Annotated in this window: 16 protein-coding genes; 5 read left to right on the top strand and 11 right to left on the bottom strand. The window is 55.3% G+C overall.

Features of this window, described 5'->3' with window-relative positions; all coding sequences use genetic code 11:
- Window positions 1–15: 15 nt before the first annotated feature.
- From Pla52o_RS18495 to Pla52o_RS18475, 5 genes are all read right to left on the bottom strand, one after another.
- Window positions 16–1,752, bottom strand: a complete 1,737-nt coding sequence (locus tag Pla52o_RS18495; RefSeq protein WP_146596119.1) for a GspE/PulE family protein — start codon at window positions 1,750–1,752, stop codon at window positions 16–18.
- Window positions 1,749–2,084 carry an STAS domain-containing protein gene (locus tag Pla52o_RS18490; RefSeq protein WP_146596118.1) on the bottom strand — a complete coding sequence of 112 codons (336 nt, stop codon included), beginning with the start codon at window positions 2,082–2,084 and terminating at the stop codon, window positions 1,749–1,751. The genes Pla52o_RS18495 and Pla52o_RS18490 overlap by 4 nt, the downstream gene beginning before the upstream one ends.
- Before the next feature lie 14 nt (window positions 2,085–2,098).
- Window positions 2,099–3,541, bottom strand: a complete 1,443-nt coding sequence (locus Pla52o_RS18485; RefSeq protein WP_146596117.1) for a sensor histidine kinase — start codon at window positions 3,539–3,541, stop codon at window positions 2,099–2,101.
- A gap of 16 nt (window positions 3,542–3,557) precedes the next feature.
- Window positions 3,558–3,965, bottom strand: a complete 408-nt coding sequence (locus tag Pla52o_RS18480) for a response regulator (RefSeq protein ID WP_146596116.1) — start codon at window positions 3,963–3,965, stop codon at window positions 3,558–3,560.
- Window positions 3,966–4,084: 119 nt separating this feature from the next.
- Window positions 4,085–4,495, bottom strand: a complete 411-nt coding sequence (locus Pla52o_RS18475) for a prepilin-type N-terminal cleavage/methylation domain-containing protein (RefSeq protein ID WP_146596115.1) — start codon at window positions 4,493–4,495, stop codon at window positions 4,085–4,087.
- 221 nt (window positions 4,496–4,716) lie between these two features.
- Here Pla52o_RS18475 and Pla52o_RS18470 point away from each other — a divergent pair, with 221 nt between their 5' ends.
- A complete protein-coding gene (locus Pla52o_RS18470; RefSeq protein WP_146596114.1) occupies window positions 4,717–6,381 on the top strand; it encodes an HD-GYP domain-containing protein in 1,665 nt (554 codons plus the stop codon).
- A gap of 26 nt (window positions 6,382–6,407) precedes the next feature.
- Here the strand turns inward: Pla52o_RS18470 and Pla52o_RS27045 are convergent, their stop codons facing one another.
- Together Pla52o_RS27045 and Pla52o_RS18465 are read right to left on the bottom strand one after the other, a co-directional pair.
- Window positions 6,408–6,578 (bottom strand): hypothetical protein, encoded by a 171-nt coding sequence (locus tag Pla52o_RS27045; protein WP_197169352.1) that lies wholly within the window; start codon window positions 6,576–6,578, stop codon window positions 6,408–6,410.
- A 72-nt stretch (window positions 6,579–6,650) separates the two neighbouring features.
- Entirely contained in the window at window positions 6,651–8,408 is a 1,758-nt protein-coding gene (locus Pla52o_RS18465) for a hypothetical protein (protein ID WP_146596113.1), read from the bottom strand.
- 225 nt (window positions 8,409–8,633) lie between these two features.
- On the opposite strand from Pla52o_RS18465, the gene Pla52o_RS18460 reads away from it, so the two are divergent.
- The 4 genes from Pla52o_RS18460 (at window position 8,634) to Pla52o_RS18445 (ending at window position 13,429) form a co-directional block, all read left to right on the top strand.
- Window positions 8,634–9,155, top strand: coding sequence for a GspH/FimT family pseudopilin (locus Pla52o_RS18460; RefSeq protein WP_197169351.1), 522 nt, complete (start codon window positions 8,634–8,636; stop codon window positions 9,153–9,155).
- Window positions 9,156–9,226: 71 nt separating this feature from the next.
- The gene (locus tag Pla52o_RS18455; protein ID WP_146596111.1) at window positions 9,227–10,831 is read left to right on the top strand and encodes a hypothetical protein; all 1,605 of its coding nucleotides are present in this window, start codon (window positions 9,227–9,229) and stop codon (window positions 10,829–10,831) included.
- On the top strand, window positions 10,828–11,652 hold the full coding sequence (locus tag Pla52o_RS18450; protein ID WP_146596110.1) for a PKD domain-containing protein: 825 nt from the start codon (window positions 10,828–10,830) through the stop codon (window positions 11,650–11,652). The genes Pla52o_RS18455 and Pla52o_RS18450 overlap by 4 nt, the downstream gene beginning before the upstream one ends.
- Before the next feature lie 10 nt (window positions 11,653–11,662).
- On the top strand, window positions 11,663–13,429 hold the full coding sequence (locus Pla52o_RS18445; protein ID WP_197169350.1) for a carbohydrate binding domain-containing protein: 1,767 nt from the start codon (window positions 11,663–11,665) through the stop codon (window positions 13,427–13,429).
- 96 nt (window positions 13,430–13,525) lie between these two features.
- Here the strand turns inward: Pla52o_RS18445 and Pla52o_RS18440 are convergent, their stop codons facing one another.
- The 4 genes from Pla52o_RS18440 to Pla52o_RS18425 all read right to left on the bottom strand — a co-directional run bounded on the left by Pla52o_RS18440 (window position 13,526) and on the right by Pla52o_RS18425 (window position 17,747).
- The gene (locus Pla52o_RS18440; protein ID WP_146596108.1) at window positions 13,526–14,611 is read right to left on the bottom strand and encodes a dihydroorotate dehydrogenase-like protein; all 1,086 of its coding nucleotides are present in this window, start codon (window positions 14,609–14,611) and stop codon (window positions 13,526–13,528) included.
- 29 nt (window positions 14,612–14,640) lie between these two features.
- Window positions 14,641–16,194 carry a bifunctional aminoglycoside phosphotransferase/ATP-binding protein gene (locus tag Pla52o_RS18435; RefSeq protein WP_146596107.1) on the bottom strand — a complete coding sequence of 518 codons (1,554 nt, stop codon included), beginning with the start codon at window positions 16,192–16,194 and terminating at the stop codon, window positions 14,641–14,643.
- A 131-nt stretch (window positions 16,195–16,325) separates the two neighbouring features.
- A complete protein-coding gene (locus tag Pla52o_RS18430; RefSeq protein WP_146596106.1) occupies window positions 16,326–16,736 on the bottom strand; it encodes a hypothetical protein in 411 nt (136 codons plus the stop codon).
- Between the two features lie 39 nt (window positions 16,737–16,775).
- The gene (locus tag Pla52o_RS18425; RefSeq protein WP_146596105.1) at window positions 16,776–17,747 is read right to left on the bottom strand and encodes a helix-hairpin-helix domain-containing protein; all 972 of its coding nucleotides are present in this window, start codon (window positions 17,745–17,747) and stop codon (window positions 16,776–16,778) included.
- Window positions 17,748–17,759: the final 12 nt, after the last annotated feature.

The raw sequence follows: 17,759 nt of genomic DNA, 5'->3' as shown, positions 1-17,759 counted from the left end.
GAATTTCTTGCCCGCTTAATCGACGAAAGCCACTCGTGATACTTCCTCGAGACTAACTCTACCTTCCTCTGCTAAGCGAATTCCCTCATCCACCAAAAACGTCCCAGATTGATGGACATGTTGATTGCGGATCGCGTCGATATTGGCGCCGTCAGAGATGAGCTCACGCATCTTGCGGTCTACACATAAGACTTCGTAGAGCCCCGTCCGCCCACGCGACCCTGTGTCATAACAGGTGCGACATCCCTCACCACGAACGAACGTGCGGCGACGGTCTCCCTTGTATTGGAAGGCATCGAGCATCTCGGGAGCGGGGAAGTACGATTCCTTACACGTTGGGCAAACCATCCGTACCAACCGTTGGGCGATCACCCCGAGTAACGCCGCCCCGATCTTGAAGGGCTCGACCCCCATATCGCACAACCGCGTGACCGCGCTGAAGCTATCGTTGGTATGCAAAGTGCTTAACACGAGGTGACCGGTCAGTGCCGCTTGGATCGCGATGTTCGCGGTTTCCACGTCGCGAATCTCACCGACCATGATCACGTCGGGGTCTTGTCGTAAAATCGCTCGCATGGCGCCTGGGAACGACATCGGTTTGTTCCCACCCACGGGCACTTGGACGATTTGGTCCAAGTCATATTCCACCGGATCCTCGATTGTCACGATATTACGTTCGATCGATTTGATCAGTTCCAATGCGGAGTAGAGCGTTGTGGTTTTCCCGCTACCGGTAGGTCCGGTTACCAAGACGAGGCCGTGGGGCCGATGCAACATGCCTTTGATGTCGCCTAACAATTTGGGGGGAACGCCTAATTCATCGAGATTGAACGTGACGTTTTGGCGGTCGAGCACGCGGATCACGACTTTTTCGCCATGATTGGTCGGCAGCGTCGAGACGCGCAAGTCAATTTCGCGTCCTTCGACGGTCAAGTGAATGCGCCCGTCCTGGGGGATTCGGTGTTCGGCGATATCAAGTTTCGCCATCACTTTGAGTCGCGAAATGATCGCCGGGTGAAAATCGCGGCGAGGGCGTAGCGTCTCACGCAGCAGACCGTCAACGCGGAACCGCACCGATGTACATCGTTGCCCCGGTTCGACGTGAATATCGCTCGCCTTCTGACGAACGGCACTGACGATCATGTAATTGACGAGATTGATGATCGGGCTGCCGTTGGCCAGCGACTGCAGATCGGCAATGTCGATATTGAAGTGGTCGACTTCTAGGTTGACCGCATCGGGATCCATGTCCGCGGTCACCGCATCGACGGCAAAGTCGCTCTCGTAGCAACGAGGCAACATGCGTTCGATCACCGAACGCAGCGTCAGCACCGGCTTGACCTGGAGACCTGTGACGCGTTCTATCTCATCGATTTGCTGGAGATTGTGAGGATCGGCCATGGCAACGCTGAGCGTGCCACGGACCTTGAACATCACGATCGCTTGCAAGGCCTCGGCCTTCGCCTTTGGCAACAGTTTGACAACGGCCGGATCGACCATCCCATCGCGAAGTAACGCACAGGGGAATCCCCACTGTTGACTCAAAAATCGCAGCAGCGTGCCTTCATCGATCAAGCCGAGTTCAAGCAGGGTTTCGCCCAGCCGCGCCCCTTTGGCGGTGTGTTCGGTCAGCGCCGCTTCAAGCTCATCGCGGGTCAACACCCCCGCACGCACCAAACGCTCGCCCAGTGGCAACGCAGTGTCACTCGTCGTCAAGTTTGATGAAGCCGGAGGTGCCAGTATTGTGCTCATCGCGAGAAACTCCCCACGGCGGAGACCAGATCGTCCCAGATCGTGAAATCGCGTTGGAGTTCGGTCGCTTGTAATATTTCCTGGCAAAGCGGATTGGGTGCCGCAAGCTGAACCGCCCCGCCATGCCGCAGGCAGCGATCTCGAAGGTCCAGCAAAAATTCCAGCCCCGCACTATCAAGCAGCGGCACGTTGCGTAAATCAAAGACAATTTTAGGTTGGCCGTGACCAAAGCAATTGTCACAATGACCTGCTAACTCGAGCGTATGATCACGGCTCAACGGATCATTTCCCGAGAGCACAAACACACTGCCTTGCTTGGAGCACTGAAACATTCGATGATCTCCAATTAGTTCAGAGGTAAGGTCAGGGTGAAGCGTGATCCCACGTTGAGTTCGCTGGAAATGGAGATTTCGCCGCCATGCAGACGCGCGACTTCTTGCGAGAACGCGAGGCCTAAACCACTGCCACTGATCTCTTGAACGCGAGCGTCGTGACTGCGGAAGAACTTCTCAAAGAGCCGTGGCAACTCTTCCGCCGAGACTCCAATGCCGGTATCTTCGACTTGCAATTGAATCGATTCCGCATCGGTTTCGACCCGCAACCGTACCGTGCCTCCGTTGGGAGTGTATTTGGCCGCATTGCTGAGCAAGTTCACCAACACGCCCGCGATTTTATCTTTGTCGATTTCCAGCTTTGGCATTTTCGCTGGCAACTTACTTTCAAACGTCAACGCCTTCTCTTGCAACTGCGGTTGTACGTTTTCGATCACCTCGTCAATCAATCTTGCGACGTCGGTTTCGTGCCGAACCACCGAAATCGCACCTGATTCCATCTGGCTGACATCCAATAGGTCGTCAACAAAGCGAGCCAGACGAGTCGCTTCGGACATTAGGATGTTGTAGAAGCCTTTTTGTCGTTCCACGTCGATATCGTCGTTGTCGATCAAGGTTTCTGCGTAGGCTTTGATATTCGCCAACGGTGTGCGCAATTCATGGGTTGCGGTAAACACGAATTGGTTGCGCATCTCTTCCGCCAATTTCTGTTGCGTGACATCACGCAGCGTCCACAGCGAGCTGCCCGGCTCGAATGCATTGCCGATCAGCGGGGTTCGGTTCAATCGCCAAACGCCCGCGGAAAGTTCGCTGCCCAACAACAGTTCGAGTGTAAAACTGTTGGATTTTTTCTGCTGGTTAACGAATTCTGCCGCGCTGGTTGGGCTAATCGACATGGCGAGTAACTCGTCGAGTCCACGCCCCTGAATGTCGTTGGATGATGCGACGCCGAGCATCGCAATCAACGCATTGTTGGCCAATGTGATTTGACCGTTTGGGGTGCTTAACGCGACGCCTTCGGACAGCGCATTGAAGATCGATTCCCAGCGTTTTCCCGCAGAAGCGTCAAGTGTTTCGCCGAGTCGTTGTTCGAGTGATGCCAACGTACTCTGCTCATTGATTTGCTGTAGCAACTTGTTCCAACCGGTGGCAACAGGCGTCGATGCGACCAAAGGGGTCAGTTCCGTCGGCGACGTGTAAAGTCCAGAGGTAAATTGTTGCAGTTGATTTTCGATCGATTCATTGGCCTGCACCGATCGACGCATCACATAGCTGCCCGCCAACAGCAAGAACAAGGGAACCGCAACGGTCACCGAAATGGACTCGGTCAACGCGCCACGCCAAGCGAGCGTTAGCGCAACGCTGACCACGCCAAAGATGGCCGCCAGACCACACATCAAATAGCGGTCAACAATTCGACTGCTTAGAGACGGGAGCGCATTGGAGAGATTGTTCATAGAGGCGGCACTTTTATCACGGAGCTACGGCATTGGTCGCCGCGCTAGGAGCGAGAAGCTCGTTGACCACCGCGATGATTTCGCGAACGCTAAATGGTTTGAAAACGAGCTTGGCGATTTTCCAATCATCTTGAAGCTGCTCGATACTTAACTCCATGCCCTTGGCAGAGCACATGATGATGGGGAACTCATCGAGAGCAGGATTCTGCCTAACGAAGCGACATAGCTCTGCCCCGTCCACCTTGGGCATTTGGTAGTCCGTGATCAGCAGATCAAAGGAATCGGACTCGAGATTCTCAATTGCCATGTCGCCGTCGTAGGCAACCGTGACTTTAAAACCGGAACGCTCGAGATTGAATCGCAGCACATCGGCGAGAACGCGATTGTCCTCCGCTACCAAGATTCGTCTTTGGGGTTCGCTCATTCAAATGGCCTGAAAAGAAAGACCGCGTTCAACGAGCCGAAATCGGTGAATGCAATCGCTGAATCGTTTTATTAAATCAAGGGTGGAATCGCCGGAATTCGGCGATTCATTGCCCCTACCTACCATTTGGTAATGTATGCCGCATCATTGACACAGAATTCGCCGGTGTCTTCGTTGTAGATCCAGCCTCCCGAACCACTCACCTCGGTAATCGGGCTATCACTAGTCGAAATCACGACGGCATCTTGGTTGGTTCCCACCTGCGCCTGGGGAAAGGCTCCCTGCAAATAGGGCTTTAGAAGCGTCGCCAAGGTTGCCGCAGCAGGGTAATCGGTGTTTTCGGCGCGATACAAATCAATCGCATTGCGAACAACGACAAGTGATTGTCGCGTTCCGTTTTCACGCGCATTACCGGCGGTATCGAACATGCGAGGCGCGGCCACCGCTGCCAAGATTCCAAGGATTAGAACCACGACGACCAACTCGACCAGCGTAAAACCCTTTCGTACTGAATCTCGTTTCTTGAACACTTTAAACTACCCCTGCGAATATGATTGAAATGCCGAATGACCGTTTGCCCCGGCTTACTCTTGAAACATAGGACGTGTTTAAGGATTGCAACGAAAGTCGAGTAAATATTTCACAGGCAAATTTCCCGGTTCATGTTGAAAGTGCGGGCTAACCTTGCGCTATCGCGGGATGTCGATCGTCGAATTCACCCGCACGCATCCAACCGTTGGGAGTGTTGCTCATGTCCGAAATCATTGATCCCCGCCCGCTCCATGGCACACCCGCTCTCGACCGCAGACAGACCCATCGAGCAAGGGAAATCGCGACGCTTCTAGAGCGACATTTCCAGACGCCGTTCCATTTGGTCACCCACGACGGGACCCCGCTGGGGACGACACCGGCAATCACCTCCGATGGGGTGCGTTGCCCGACTCCTAAGCTCCCCGATGGTTTCTCGTTGTCAGAGGTGTTGGCGGCGAGAGAACTTCATCTACAGCCGATTTGCGGGGAAAACACGATTTTCGTGATCCCCCTCTGCCATCACAAAACGGAGCTGGCGCTGGTAGGAACGATTGCCGCCGCGGATGCGGGGTTGGCGATCCCCTTGGCGCAAACCTTGATTGAAAATTTTGATCAGCAGCAACGGCTTGATTTGTGTGCCGAACAACTCAACGAATACGCGTCCCAAGTGACCCAAGACTTCGAAGAGCTGTCCTGGCTGCGCTCGCTCGCGGAGATGCCCGAATTGTGGCATCCGCACAACGACTTGACCCACATCGCGACCGAGATTCTGCCACCCCTGTGCGACGTTCTGCAGGTCGAAGCGATTTTTCTGTTTCTTACGGATGCGCATTCCGGGAGTGATGCGCTGGCATTCCGCGCTGGGGTCACGGGGGTGAGTGACGCGTCGATGGCAACGTTGGTAAGCCAATTTGGCGTCCATGCCATGGAGCATCCGCTGGTTCGCAATTCCATTCCCATGGACCAAGGTGGCCAGCGACTCGAGGGAATCCAGAGTTGCGTCCTAGTTCCGATCGCCATCAATTCGCAGCGTTTCGGTTGGCTGGTGATGGTGAATAAGCTCGCCCGTGATGAGCCGACGTCGGATGCCTTGGGCGACACCGCGTTGGGGTTGCGTGAATTTGGCACGTTTGAAGCTGGATTGTTGCAATCCGCCGGCGTCAACCTCGCCGCACACGCCAGCAACCTACAGTCCTTTCGCGAGATCGAAGATCTCGTGGTCGGAGTGATCCGCGCGATGATCAATTCGATCGACGCAAAGGATCCCTACACCCGTGGGCACAGCGATCGCGTGGCGGCGATGGCACGAGTGCTGACGCGGCAATTAGGACTACCCAAACAGGAAGAGCACCATGTCTATATGGCAGGGCTGCTGCATGATATCGGCAAAATTGGTCTGCCCGACGCCGTGCTTAGCAAGCCAGGGCGATTAACCGATGAGGAGTTTGCCCAAGTCAAACTGCACCCCGAGATCGGCGTCTCGATACTGCAGCATTTAAAGCAATTGCACTTCGCGCTTCCCGGTGTCTTACATCACCATGAATCCTTTGATGGCAGCGGTTACCCTCATGGATTAGCGGGCGAGGAGATTCCTTTGATGGGTAGGATTTTGGCTGTAGCCGATGCCTATGACGCGATGACTAGCAATCGACCCTATCGCACGGGAATGCCGCGAGAAAAAGCGACGGCGATTTTGCAGGCAGGTTCAGGACAACAATGGGACGCACGCATCATTGAGGCGTTTATGCATTGTGCTGAAGAAATCAATGACGTGTGTCAATTCAATCGAGAGCATCCCGATGCTCCTTTGGATGCCGCATGTATGACCGGTTTCTCACCATGGGATGAGATTGGATTCGCCGTCAACTCGACGTTCAGTCAATAGCTTGCATGACGATCCGATGCGCCGGCCTAAGACTCTTTTTTTCGCCGCAATCTTATCCGTCGCTTGGAACTGCGACGTTCGAGTGATTTTGGCAGCGTCACCTCTTGTTTGCGGCGATCTTGCTTGCGGCGTTCGGGAGCGTCCCGTTTCTCCAGCAGATGCAAGAGTTCCTCGGGAACGTCAGGATCGTTGGGCATGGTTGCGTTTACTCCGTTCTAGAAATCCACTACTGCGTTTTAGGGGTGGTTGGGGGATCGAGGCGTCGATGACTAACGCGAAGCGGAATAAGATTCGTCGAGCACCGAATAATCTTCGACGATGACGGCCTCCGCGGACTGGTCGACGCGAAGCCGTCTGGCGGGCATGGCCGGCAATGTCGCTTGATGGGGTGACGCCGAACTCGATCGGCGTCGTTGGTTGTCGGTATCGGGTAGTTCGGGCTCCCACATGCGGCGGTCAACAGGCTGCAAGCCTTCATAGAACAACGGCGTGATCGCCTGATCCACCTGACTGGGATGCAAACTGCGACAACCCGGTACGTCGGGCAAGATCCGTGGCAGTAGCGCGATTATGATTTCACTTCGTTTGTGTTGCCGATCGTGGCGTTGGAACAGTTTGCCAATCAACCACAAGTCGCCTAACCACGGGACCCGGCTTTGCGTGTTGACGTTGGTTTCTTTGATCAATCCGCCAATCAACATCGCCTCGCCATCCGCGAGCATGATGCGAGTTTCTAATTGAGTGGTCTCGCTTTCGGGCAAATTGGTGGTGGTATTGATTCGACCGGTGGAAACCTCGGGACGCACCTGCATCACAATTTGACCTTCTGCGGTAATCGTCGGTGTCACCTGAAGAATGACGCCGACATCGAGAAAGTTGACGCTTTCCATCGTGCTGGTTTGAGTCGTGGTGGTGAGCCGATAGCCGATTTGCCCTCCCACTTGAATGCGTGCCTCTTGCCCGTTGAGCACTGCCACCTTAGGCGAGGCCAGCGTCTTCGAATCGGTCGTGCTCTTGATCGCTTCGAGCACGCCGTTGAGATCGTGTCCCTTGACACTAAGCAATCCAGCGGGCGTTTCTCCGGAAGTGAAATTTTTCGCTTCCAACGTGATCGGCGAACCGGCGATGCGTAGCGTATTATTCAAATCGATGCCGTGTCGGGCATCATCGCTGAGTTCCACTTGTAACACATGGGCTTCGACCAACACTTGGCGTGGGGCACGATCGACCTGAGCGATGTATTCCTCGACTCGCCACAAGTACATCGGCAAATCCTCCACCACCAACTGCTCTTCGGTTCGGCGTTGATCGGAGGTCAGGGCTTGATTGACGAACACTTGTCCGACGGGAGAGAGCATCCCCGAGACCACTTTCTGCACATCCTCGGCGGAGATGTAGTCCAGCGAAAAGACCCGCATTTCACGTCCCTGAAGACTTGCCGGTCCCTTGTTCTCTCCCATGATATTGGAGACCACGATGATGTTCTTCTGCTGGGTCCAGGTCAGACCGTTGGCGGGCAAGATGGAATTGAGCGCATCGGAGAGCGTCACGTCGGTCAATTTCACTGTGATTCGCTGGCTGACATCCCCGCTGGTAATCACATTGAGCCCCTGTTGCTCGGCGATCAAATTCAGCACGCTATCAACGGTGGCATCTTTGATGCTGCAAGAGATGCGATGGTTTTTCGCCGACGAGTACAAGGCTCCATCATCCTGCGAGGGTGGATTCACGCCAACGCCATGGGATGAGGCGGAGGAGGGGGGCGGCCAGACGATCGAAGGGCGCCCCGGCGCGGGCACAGCACCGAGTTGCCTTTGGACCTGCGGCGGAGCCAATCTGGGGTTGGCCGCAGTAGGCTCATCCGATGATGGTTTGTCGCTAAGCTGGATTTGCTCGGGAATGGGCGCGGAGAAGGCTGGAGGGTTCGCTCCCCCCATTCCGATCAGCAGGACGATCGCCAGTGCGTGACCCAATCCACGATAACCGAAGATGCCGGAGTTCGAATTTTGCAACGTCGGCAAGGTCATTTGCGGTTCTTAGCCCGTCAAAGTTAAACATCAGGAATCATCGCTACAACGCTTATCGACCCTTATTGCCGGCGTGACCAGAAAAACCGGAAGAATCGTTTCTCCTTTCCCCGCTTAGCCATTGCTAGCTTTTTGCGGGTTCGTCAATTGCGAGCTAGAGTTGCCTGGTTTATTGGTGTCGTTAGGTCCGTTTTCTCTGTTTCGCTAGGCAATTCGATGAGGGCTGTGAATCGTACGGCAGCATCACGTTTGTCGAGCGGTCCGGTTTGCTGCGGTGGGCGCGGTGGGGGGCGGATGCGCCCCGGGTTTTCGCTGATCGAGGTGACGATCGTGATGGTGATCCTGTCGATCATGGTCGCGGTTGCGGCCCCGCGTTGGGTCGCTTCGCTGCAACGGTATCGCGTCGCGAATGCGGCCAACCGGTTGGTGGCGGATCTGAAACGCGCCCAATTGACGGCGTTTCGTTCGAGTACCACCAAGACCGTCACGTTTGATGTGAGCCGCGGACAATACACCCTCGGAGATGTGAAGCCGCTTGAACGTCCCTCGGGTGACTATGTGGTGACATTAAGCGAGGCACCCTATAAGTCGTCGTTGATCTCCGTTTGGGGAGGCACGGGGACCCAGACGATCACGTTTGATGGATTTGGCATCCCAGACAAGGGTGGCAATATCATCGTCGCCTCAGGCAATTTGGAACGGACGATTACGGTGGATGCGATCTCCGGAACGGCGGTGATTCAATGACGTTGCCTTCCGTTACAACCGGTTCGTGCTCAACCGCTTCGTGCTGCAGACCGCGCTCGCCGCGCCACGGCATGCTGTTATTGGAGTTGGTGGTCGCGTTGGCCGTTTCTACGCTTCTTATCGCCGGGCTACACGCGAGTTTAGCGATTGCGATTCGCAGCATGCCGGATTCGCAAGGCAGCACTGCTTCGGCGCTGCGTGGCACTCGCATTGCCGATCAATTGACCACGGAACTCGAAACGGCGGTTTATATTACGGAGCGTTCCGCTACGACGATTGGGTTCACGGTGCCCGACCGCAACGGCGACGGTTTGGCGGAGCGAATTCGCTACGCCTGGACCGGAACGCCCGGCGGACCGCTGACACGACAATACAATGACGCGGCGCCACTGACCATTGCTGACGCGGTCGAGCTATTCAATTTGACACCGAGCTTTAAGAGCGTGTCGGAGACTTATCCGACGGTGGGGGTGGAAGACGCTTCGGAGTCGTTGTTGCTCGACTACTCGGGAACCAGCGGGCTCGATGACAACGACATTGAATCCTCGGACTGGGTGGGCCAGCATTTCACAATGACGTTGCCTGCGGGGGCTTATGCTTGGCGCCCGACGCGAGTCGAATTTAGGGCCAAGCGGACCTCGTTGTTCAGCAGAACTACGGTCCAAATGCGTCCTGCGACGATCAACCTAACGCCTCAGAGCACCGTCATCGAGCAGCATTCTTTATATAACCTTCTCTTGCCGAGTTACTATTCGTGGCCTTCGTTTGATTTTTCGGATATTCAACCGATCGCGTCGGACGGTTCGATTTGTTTAGTGCTCGAGCATGGAACCACCTCGAAATCGTTGACCGTCGAAAGCACAAATGCGGCATCGGGAATGGTCAAGACCGACAACGCAGGCGCATCGTGGTCTTACCACAATAGCAAATCCTTGGTCTCTCGCATGTACGGCAAACTCACTCGCTCTAGCGGCAGCCAAGCGGTGAATAGCACCTATTTGACCTCGATGGACGTCACGCTGCAGATGAAGGCCAACACGCCGACGCTACAGTGGACGCTCGCTTGTCTGAACCATCCCGAGCTACTGGCGAATCAATGGGTCACGAAATTCTTGCAAAATCCAACCCGCATGGATGTCAATGGAGATGGGAGCGGCGACTGGTCCGTCGATGGCGGAGGGACCTTCGATCAGGACTCGCTCGTCAATGAAGTGTGGCGAACCAGCGGGACTCAGTTGAATACCACCCCCAATTGTGACTTTGACACGACCACGGTAGTCGATGTGAAATTCCAGAATACGAGCGTGGGCGGTAATGGAGCCACGTTCAAAATCAATGCGCTGCGATCGGGATCCACCTGTGCTCCGGTTCGAGCCTACCTGCAGAAGCAAACCGATGGCAGCCAAGCATTGACGTTGGTGACTAAATCCAACGATGCGACCACTCGCCGTTTGATCAGTGTTACGGGGCTACCGAACCAACCGGTGCTCTTGCACTTGATTATCGAACCCGCCACTTCGAGTGTTAGCCTAAGTGTGAATGACATCCAATATGGAACGTTCGCGTTGAGTCCGTTCCAATCGAGCGATTCCAATCGTTCGGCTTGTTTGGGAACCGATACCAGCACTTCCGAGTTTTCGTACGCTCGCATCCGGGTGATGGAGCCGCAGCCATGACCATTGCTCGCCACGTTCCTCGCTCGGGCGCCGCCGGTTGCAGCGGATTTGGTCTGCTCGATTCGGTGATTGCTGTCATGCTCGTTGGCATCTTGATGGTGGGATCGTTGCAAACCATCGGGGCTTCCAAACGACGCGAAACTGCGACCCTTGACCGCTTGCTCGCACAACAGTTGTCGGGGGCGATGATGAATGAGATTCTGTTACAATCCTACAATGAACCGGAAACCGATGAAGCGGTGACGTTTGGTTTGGAGCCCAACGAATCGACGGGGGATCGATCACAGTTTGACGATGTGGATGATTTTCACGGTTGGGTTAGTACGCCGCCCCAGTCGCGTAACGGCATGACGATTCCTGGTTTCAGCCAATGGACCCGTAGTGTCGATGTCAGCTGGGCCGACCCCGCGACGCTAGAGGCGACCGCCGCGGTGCGAACGGGGCTAAAGAAAATCCGCGTCACCGTTGCAAAGAGCGGACGCGTGATCAACTCGCTCGTGAGCTACCGTAGCATCGGCTGGGTCGAGACGATTCCGTCGCCATCGGATGCGACCGGCAATCATGCCCCGGTCGCGGTCGCCACCTCTCCCGACCTGTCTCGTGACGTGGGAGAGACGACGGAGTTTGCCGCCGATGCTTCGAGCGACCAAGACGGCGATTATCTGTCCTACGTGTGGGATTTTGGGGATGGCAACACAGGGACGGGCATCACCACCACTCATCGTTACAACTCGCCGGGAAATTTCACGTGCACCTTGACGGTTTATGACGGCCGTGGCGGTGTCGGAGTCTCCGCGCTCACAGCCGTCATTTCCCTCTAAGCCAAATTTCATGGAACTCGATATGGTGAGCTGCCGACATCGATCAACCGCCAAACAAATGCGTCGCGGCGGCATTTCTGCGATTGTTTTGTTTTCTTCGCTAATCGTAGCGTCGATCGGCTTGGCTTCACTGCAACTCATGCGTTTGCAAGGGCGTAGTGCCGAGGAGAGTGCCGACTTCATTGCCGCTCGCGTGCATGCCCGAACGGCACTCGAGATTGGCATGCTCAAGATTAGAAATGACTCGTTTTGGCGAACGCATTTGGGCAACGGGGATTGGGTTAGCGACCAAGCGATCGGAAACGGTTCCTTCTCGCTTTCCGCCATCGATCCCATCGATAACGATGTTACGATCGGTGACAACCACCCCATCATTCTGACTGGGACGGGACGCCAAGCCGATGCGCTGTTCCGAACCTCGGTGCGTTTGGAAGTCGGGCCTCGCACGGGATCGTGTTTGGAGGTTTCCATGATCAGCGGCGACGACCTCGAAATCTTCGACGCCACGCTCACGAGCGACCAAACCGTTTGCGCCAACGACGATGTGGACGCTGGGGGCAGCTCAATCGTCAATGCGAATGTCGAAGCGTATGAATCCGTCAACGGATCGACCTATACAAAATCGACTCAGCGGCGTTCGACGCAACGAGATATGCCGGACCCTTTGCATGCCATGGACTATTATCTGGCGCAGGGGACCACCATCCACTACTCGGCGCTGAGAACATGGCCCCAGCCACAGATTCTGAAAAATACCACGTTTGAGACCGATACGCAGCATTGGTACGCCAACGGCAACTGCACGCTGCAAAGAAGTGGCGCGCAGGATAAAAACGGGAACTATTCCTTGCGCGTCACGGCGCGTTCGGACTCTGCGGCCGTTGCTGCACAAAATCTTTCCTTGGATAGCCTGCGAAGCGGTGATGCCTATCAAGTCTCTCTACATGTCTTTCCCACCGCGAATGCGCAGGCCCAAGCGGTCGTCACGCTCGAAAGTTCCGACTCGGGGACCCAAACATTCACAACACCCTTGACTGCACTGGAAATCAATAAATGGGGAAGGTTGGTGGGTACCATCACGCCGGTTTGGTCGGGCACGTTGACGCAAGCCACCGTGAGTGTGGCGATCAACAATGCCAATGACTACTACATGGATTCGGTCAGCCTCGACAACACGACCTACCCGTCGGGTTCGTATGTGCTCGACGGCTTGCTCAGCCCGGCGCACAATCCCTTTGGTGGAGGCACCAATGCCAAGGGGATCTACATCATCGATTGCGCCGGCAAGGACGTCCAAGTGGGCCGTTCGCGGATCGTGGGAACGCTCGTCTTTTTGAACCCAGGCGGTGATGCGATTGTGAAGGGGCCGTTGGTCTGGGAACCTGCGGTGCTCAATTATCCCGCGTTATTGACCAACGATACGCTTCGTATTGGTCTCGCCTCGGCGGGCTTCAACGAATCCGATGTGGGCACAAATTTGAATCCACCCGAGACGCCGTATCCCATGAACGGCGGTACCTCCAATTCGACCTTTTCCAATACGGACTCGTATCCTTCGAAAATAGCGGGATTGGTTTATTCGAGCAAAGACTTGAAATTTTCCGCCACTTCAAACATCACCGGTGTCGTCATCGCCCAAGAAGATATTAAGGTCGAGGCCACATCGTTGAACTTGAGCTACAACAGCATCTATGTGAACGATCCTCCCCCCGGTTTCGACGCCGATACCGTCACGATGAAAGTCATCCCCGGCACTTGGCAACGCACCGTCAATTGAATCGCTGCATGGCGGATCCGTACACGTTGCGAACGCTACGAGAGAGGCGATCTCGAGAGAGGCGATCCTAAGTGCGAAGCGGTGCAATCAAGCAACTCACGCCGAGCTTGATTGGTCTGAATTACCTGGATTCATATTGGAGTGACCCCAACGATCTCCCTGAACGGCGTTCGCGGTGTCGTGGAGTACTTCGCCTGCCTCGAGCCGCTTGGAAAGCGTCTTGATGTAATTTTGACGTTGCTCTTCGGAGTCGAACTCGATCGGCCGCTTCATTTCCAGCTCGAGGATCGACTTCAAGTGATGCTTGTCCATAAACATCCTCAGCCCGTCAACAAGCGTGCGAATCACATTGGGGCCTTCGCGATAGACCGCCGAGGTTACCATCGCCACATCGGCTCCCGCCAATAGCACTCGGATCACGTCACTCGGCGTGCCAATTCCTCCGCAAGCGGCCAGCGGCATTGCGGGGCAATAACTATGAATCCTCATGATTTTTCCCAGTGATTGGACGATCGAACCGGCCTGCGTTAATCCCCAACACGTTTTCAATTGGAAACTATCGAGGCAAATGTCGACATCGGGGGCTCGACCAAACAGCACTAATCCCTGCGCTCCCGAAAGCAAGCGATGGGCTAGATGGCTGGGGCTTGTGTAGTAACGATCGAGCTTCACGAACAGCGGAATGGTGATTGCTGCATCGATCTCAGCCACCAAATTAACGATCGCGTCCTCCAGTTCGCGTGGCCCCGCATATTCATTGGGTGGCGGATGATGCACATTGAATTCGATAGCGGCAGCCCCCGCTTCCTGGAGCTCTCCGGCAAAGTCGAGCCAATTGCCACCGCTTTCTCCATTCAGGCTGGCGATGATGGGGATCGATGATTGGACACTCGCACGATTGACTAGCGCTAAATACGTCTCGGCATTGTGCCCAGACGCATCCGATGGGACGCGTTTGGACCTGGCTAATAACTTTTGATCGTGCTCGGTAAACGGATGGCCGACTCGCTCGTTCCAAAGCAGGACTTGCTCTTGAAACAACGAAGGCAGCACAATCGCTCCTGCGCCGGCTGCCGCAATCGCACCATGGCTCTGCTCCTCGGCCGTCAGCGGACACGCGCCAACCACCACGGGGGAATTGAGTTTCAAGCCACCGTAGTCGGTGGTTAAATCAATGCTCATCGGTCTCTCAAATTAAAGGGGGGCGGGGTTTATAGCGTGTTGGCTGTTTTGACTGTCTCGGGGAGCTCCAAGACGTCAGCCGACTCGGACTGCGTCAACGGCTCGTGGCAGGCCAATTGTGACTCCAGCACGTTGATGTCCGCATCGGACGCATCGTCGTCGTTGACCTGCCGATCCGTAATCCGACGTCGCAACGTTTGCTCATCCGCATGGCAATCCAAAATCGCGAAGGTTGCTCCTTCGCTCGTGGCTAACTGTTGAAACCGTTGGCGGTCATCGCGTTTCAGAAAGGTGGCGTCGACGATCACGGAGTAACCGGCATGCAGGATGCCTTGCGCGAGTCGACGAAGGCGAGTGTAGGTCGCATGGTTGGCCGATTCGCAATACATCCTCTGTTTCGCTTTCTCGCCCGGGTGTTCTCGGTGCGATAAACCAAAATGCCGTTTTCGCTCGATGTCGCTACGCAGCCGGATCGCACCTCGGCGTTGGACAATCAGCTCGCTTTGGGTCGTTTTTCCACTCCCACTGAGCCCGTGGGTGATCCACAAACAAGGCGTTTCGGGTAACGAAAAGTGCTCGGCCAAATCGATCTGACTTAGGCAATCGTCCCAGGCGGATGATTGATCGCTGGGGGATATCCCGGGCTGCTTGGCGCGTATCACTGCCACTTTAGCAAGCACCAAGGCCCGGTAGACTAGGTACCACCGCAACAACGCAAGCGATGCATGGTCCCCGGTTTGGTCGAAGTAGCTATTGATAAAACTGCGACACCATTGCGGGTGCCCTTTGGCCGCAAAATCCATTGCCAAAAACGCAGCATCGCTCATCACGTCGATCCAACGAAATTCGTCGTTGAATTCGATGCCATCAAACGGCATCCATTGTCCGTCCCAGTCGACGATGTTTTCGAGATGGAGATCGCCGTGGCATTCACGAATGAAACCATTTGCCACGCGTTGCTGAAACGTTTGGTGATGTTCTGCGAAATACGTGAGCGTCCACGACTGCAATGCACGCAGGGTCGCCAAGGCATCGCCGCGGAGCTCTGGCTCGAGTTCCTCGAAATTGGCAATCGCTTGGCCCAGAACCGATTCGGGCGATCCCCACGGGGCGGCGTCATCGAGTCGTGTGGCTTGCTGATGGAAGCGGGCTACCGACGTCGCCAGTTGTTGCACCTCTGGCAATGACACCGATCTCGATTTCAATCGCGTACTGAGCAAGGCATCCTCAGGAAAACGACGCATTTTTACAGCGTATTCGATAGCCTCACCCGGCCCCTCCACACACGGTTTACCATCGACGAGCGTGATGGGGACGACGCCCAGATACAGCCCCTTGGCAAAGCGAGTGTCGAGCCGCAATTCCTCCTCACACAACTGACGTCGACGCTCCAGCGTTCGGTAATCAAGGAAACTCGTGGCAATGGGTTTCTTGATCTTGTAGGCAAATTCACCGACGAGAAACACCCACGAGATATGCGTTTGGTGCATCGTGACGGTTGCATCGTGGAGATGTGGATACGCCGACGGTTCACAAAGAAACCGTATCCGCTCTTCCTCAATGCCTTGGTTCGCACTCGGCATGGCTACCGCTCTCCGATGCTTTTAATACAACGCTTTTGAAAATGTAAACAAGACAGGCTCAATCGAAACGCATAAAAGATCCTGACTGTACCACACCACCCTTTATTCTATTCACAAGGCGACTACGGCCGCTATTCCTTTTCCTTCCGGTGCTTGCGTATGTACGAATGGCATTCCACACAGCGAACGGTCATCGATACGTACCCGAGTGTCGCCCGACTCATGTTTTTTTCGTTGGCGGCTTCGGCAATCATGTCCGCGGTGCGGCGAAAATCGTCGCTTTGAGTCGCATATTCTTTCGTTTGAATTACGTTCCAGCCACTTTCCAAGCTCAGTATCTTCAATGCCTTGGCGTTTTTGGCAACCGCTTCAAAATCCTCGAGCGTTAAACCTTCTAGAATGGATTTCGATTTTTCGAGCTTCATGAACATCAGCGCCGAGACGCGGTGTTGCGGCGGTTGCTCAGGTGGGTCCGCGCACAGCGATGGCGAACTGGTCGTCGTGAATAGAACGAGCATCAGAATCACAGGCAGCCATTTCATAGATAAAACTCAGGTTAAAGGGACGAACATGGTTAAGCCTCACAGGGGGGCTGATTTGGTGTCGGCTTGTTGAGGATGGGGATGATCGGGATGGTAATGTTGCCAACACTCCTGTTCACGGCCGCGCACAATCCGGCATCCTCGCAGCTTGCCAAATTGCGACGTGATCACCGTCCATCGCCCCTGGGATTCAGGATCGTCACGATAAAGGATCACCCAATCCTTGGTCGTGTTCAATTCGTGGGCGCGAGCGGTGTTGGAGTACATTGCGGTATAGTGCCGGCCGCCCCGTTCGCAATGCAGAATTGGCAGCCAAGCGATCGATCCAGGATTGAAATGACGCGGCGCGATCTTCACTAATTTTCCTGTTGCGGCGAGACGTCGATATTCCGTATCGACATCCAACAACTCGGCGACCGATGCGGAGCGATCGACTTGGTCCGCGACGCTTGGTTCGGATTGCGGTCGGTGGTCCCGCAGTCTTTCGGCCAAACTCTCGCGGATCCCTTGCAATCGCTTGCGGCCAATCCCAGGGACTTTTGCGAGTCGTCCATCCTGAGCCGCCGCCGCCAACTCTAGCATCGTTTCGATACCGAGCGTTTCATGAATTCGATGTGCGAGCTCCGCCCCGATGCTGGGCAAGGTGGCAAACAACCGCTCCGCCGTTTCTTCACCGCGAAGCCGATCCAACAATGGCATCCGATCGAGTCGGAAATACGTTTCGATCAGGTTGGCGATGGAACGGCCAATGGTTGGCAAGTCGATCAACCCCGGCATGCCGTCGCGGTCGAGCACATCACGCACCGGCGTCGACATTTCACGCAGCGTTTGGCTGGCGTTGCGATAAGCGAGAACGCGAAATTCGCTTGCCCCTTGGTCTGATAGCAACATTGCAATCTCTTCCAGCAAGGTGGCGATCACCTGATTTTCTGAAACGGGATGCGTCGTCTTCGGCACCGCTTCGATTTCCCGTGCGATTTCGTCGGGTTGATGGGATTGAATCGCGACCATCGCTGCCTTCCA

The sequence above is a fragment of the Novipirellula galeiformis genome (genome assembly GCF_007860095.1).
GTDB classification, from domain to species: Bacteria; Planctomycetota; Planctomycetia; order Pirellulales; family Pirellulaceae; genus Novipirellula; species Novipirellula galeiformis.
Note: the sequence above shows the minus strand (reverse complement) of the source record. Positions and strands in the feature narration are given on the sequence as shown.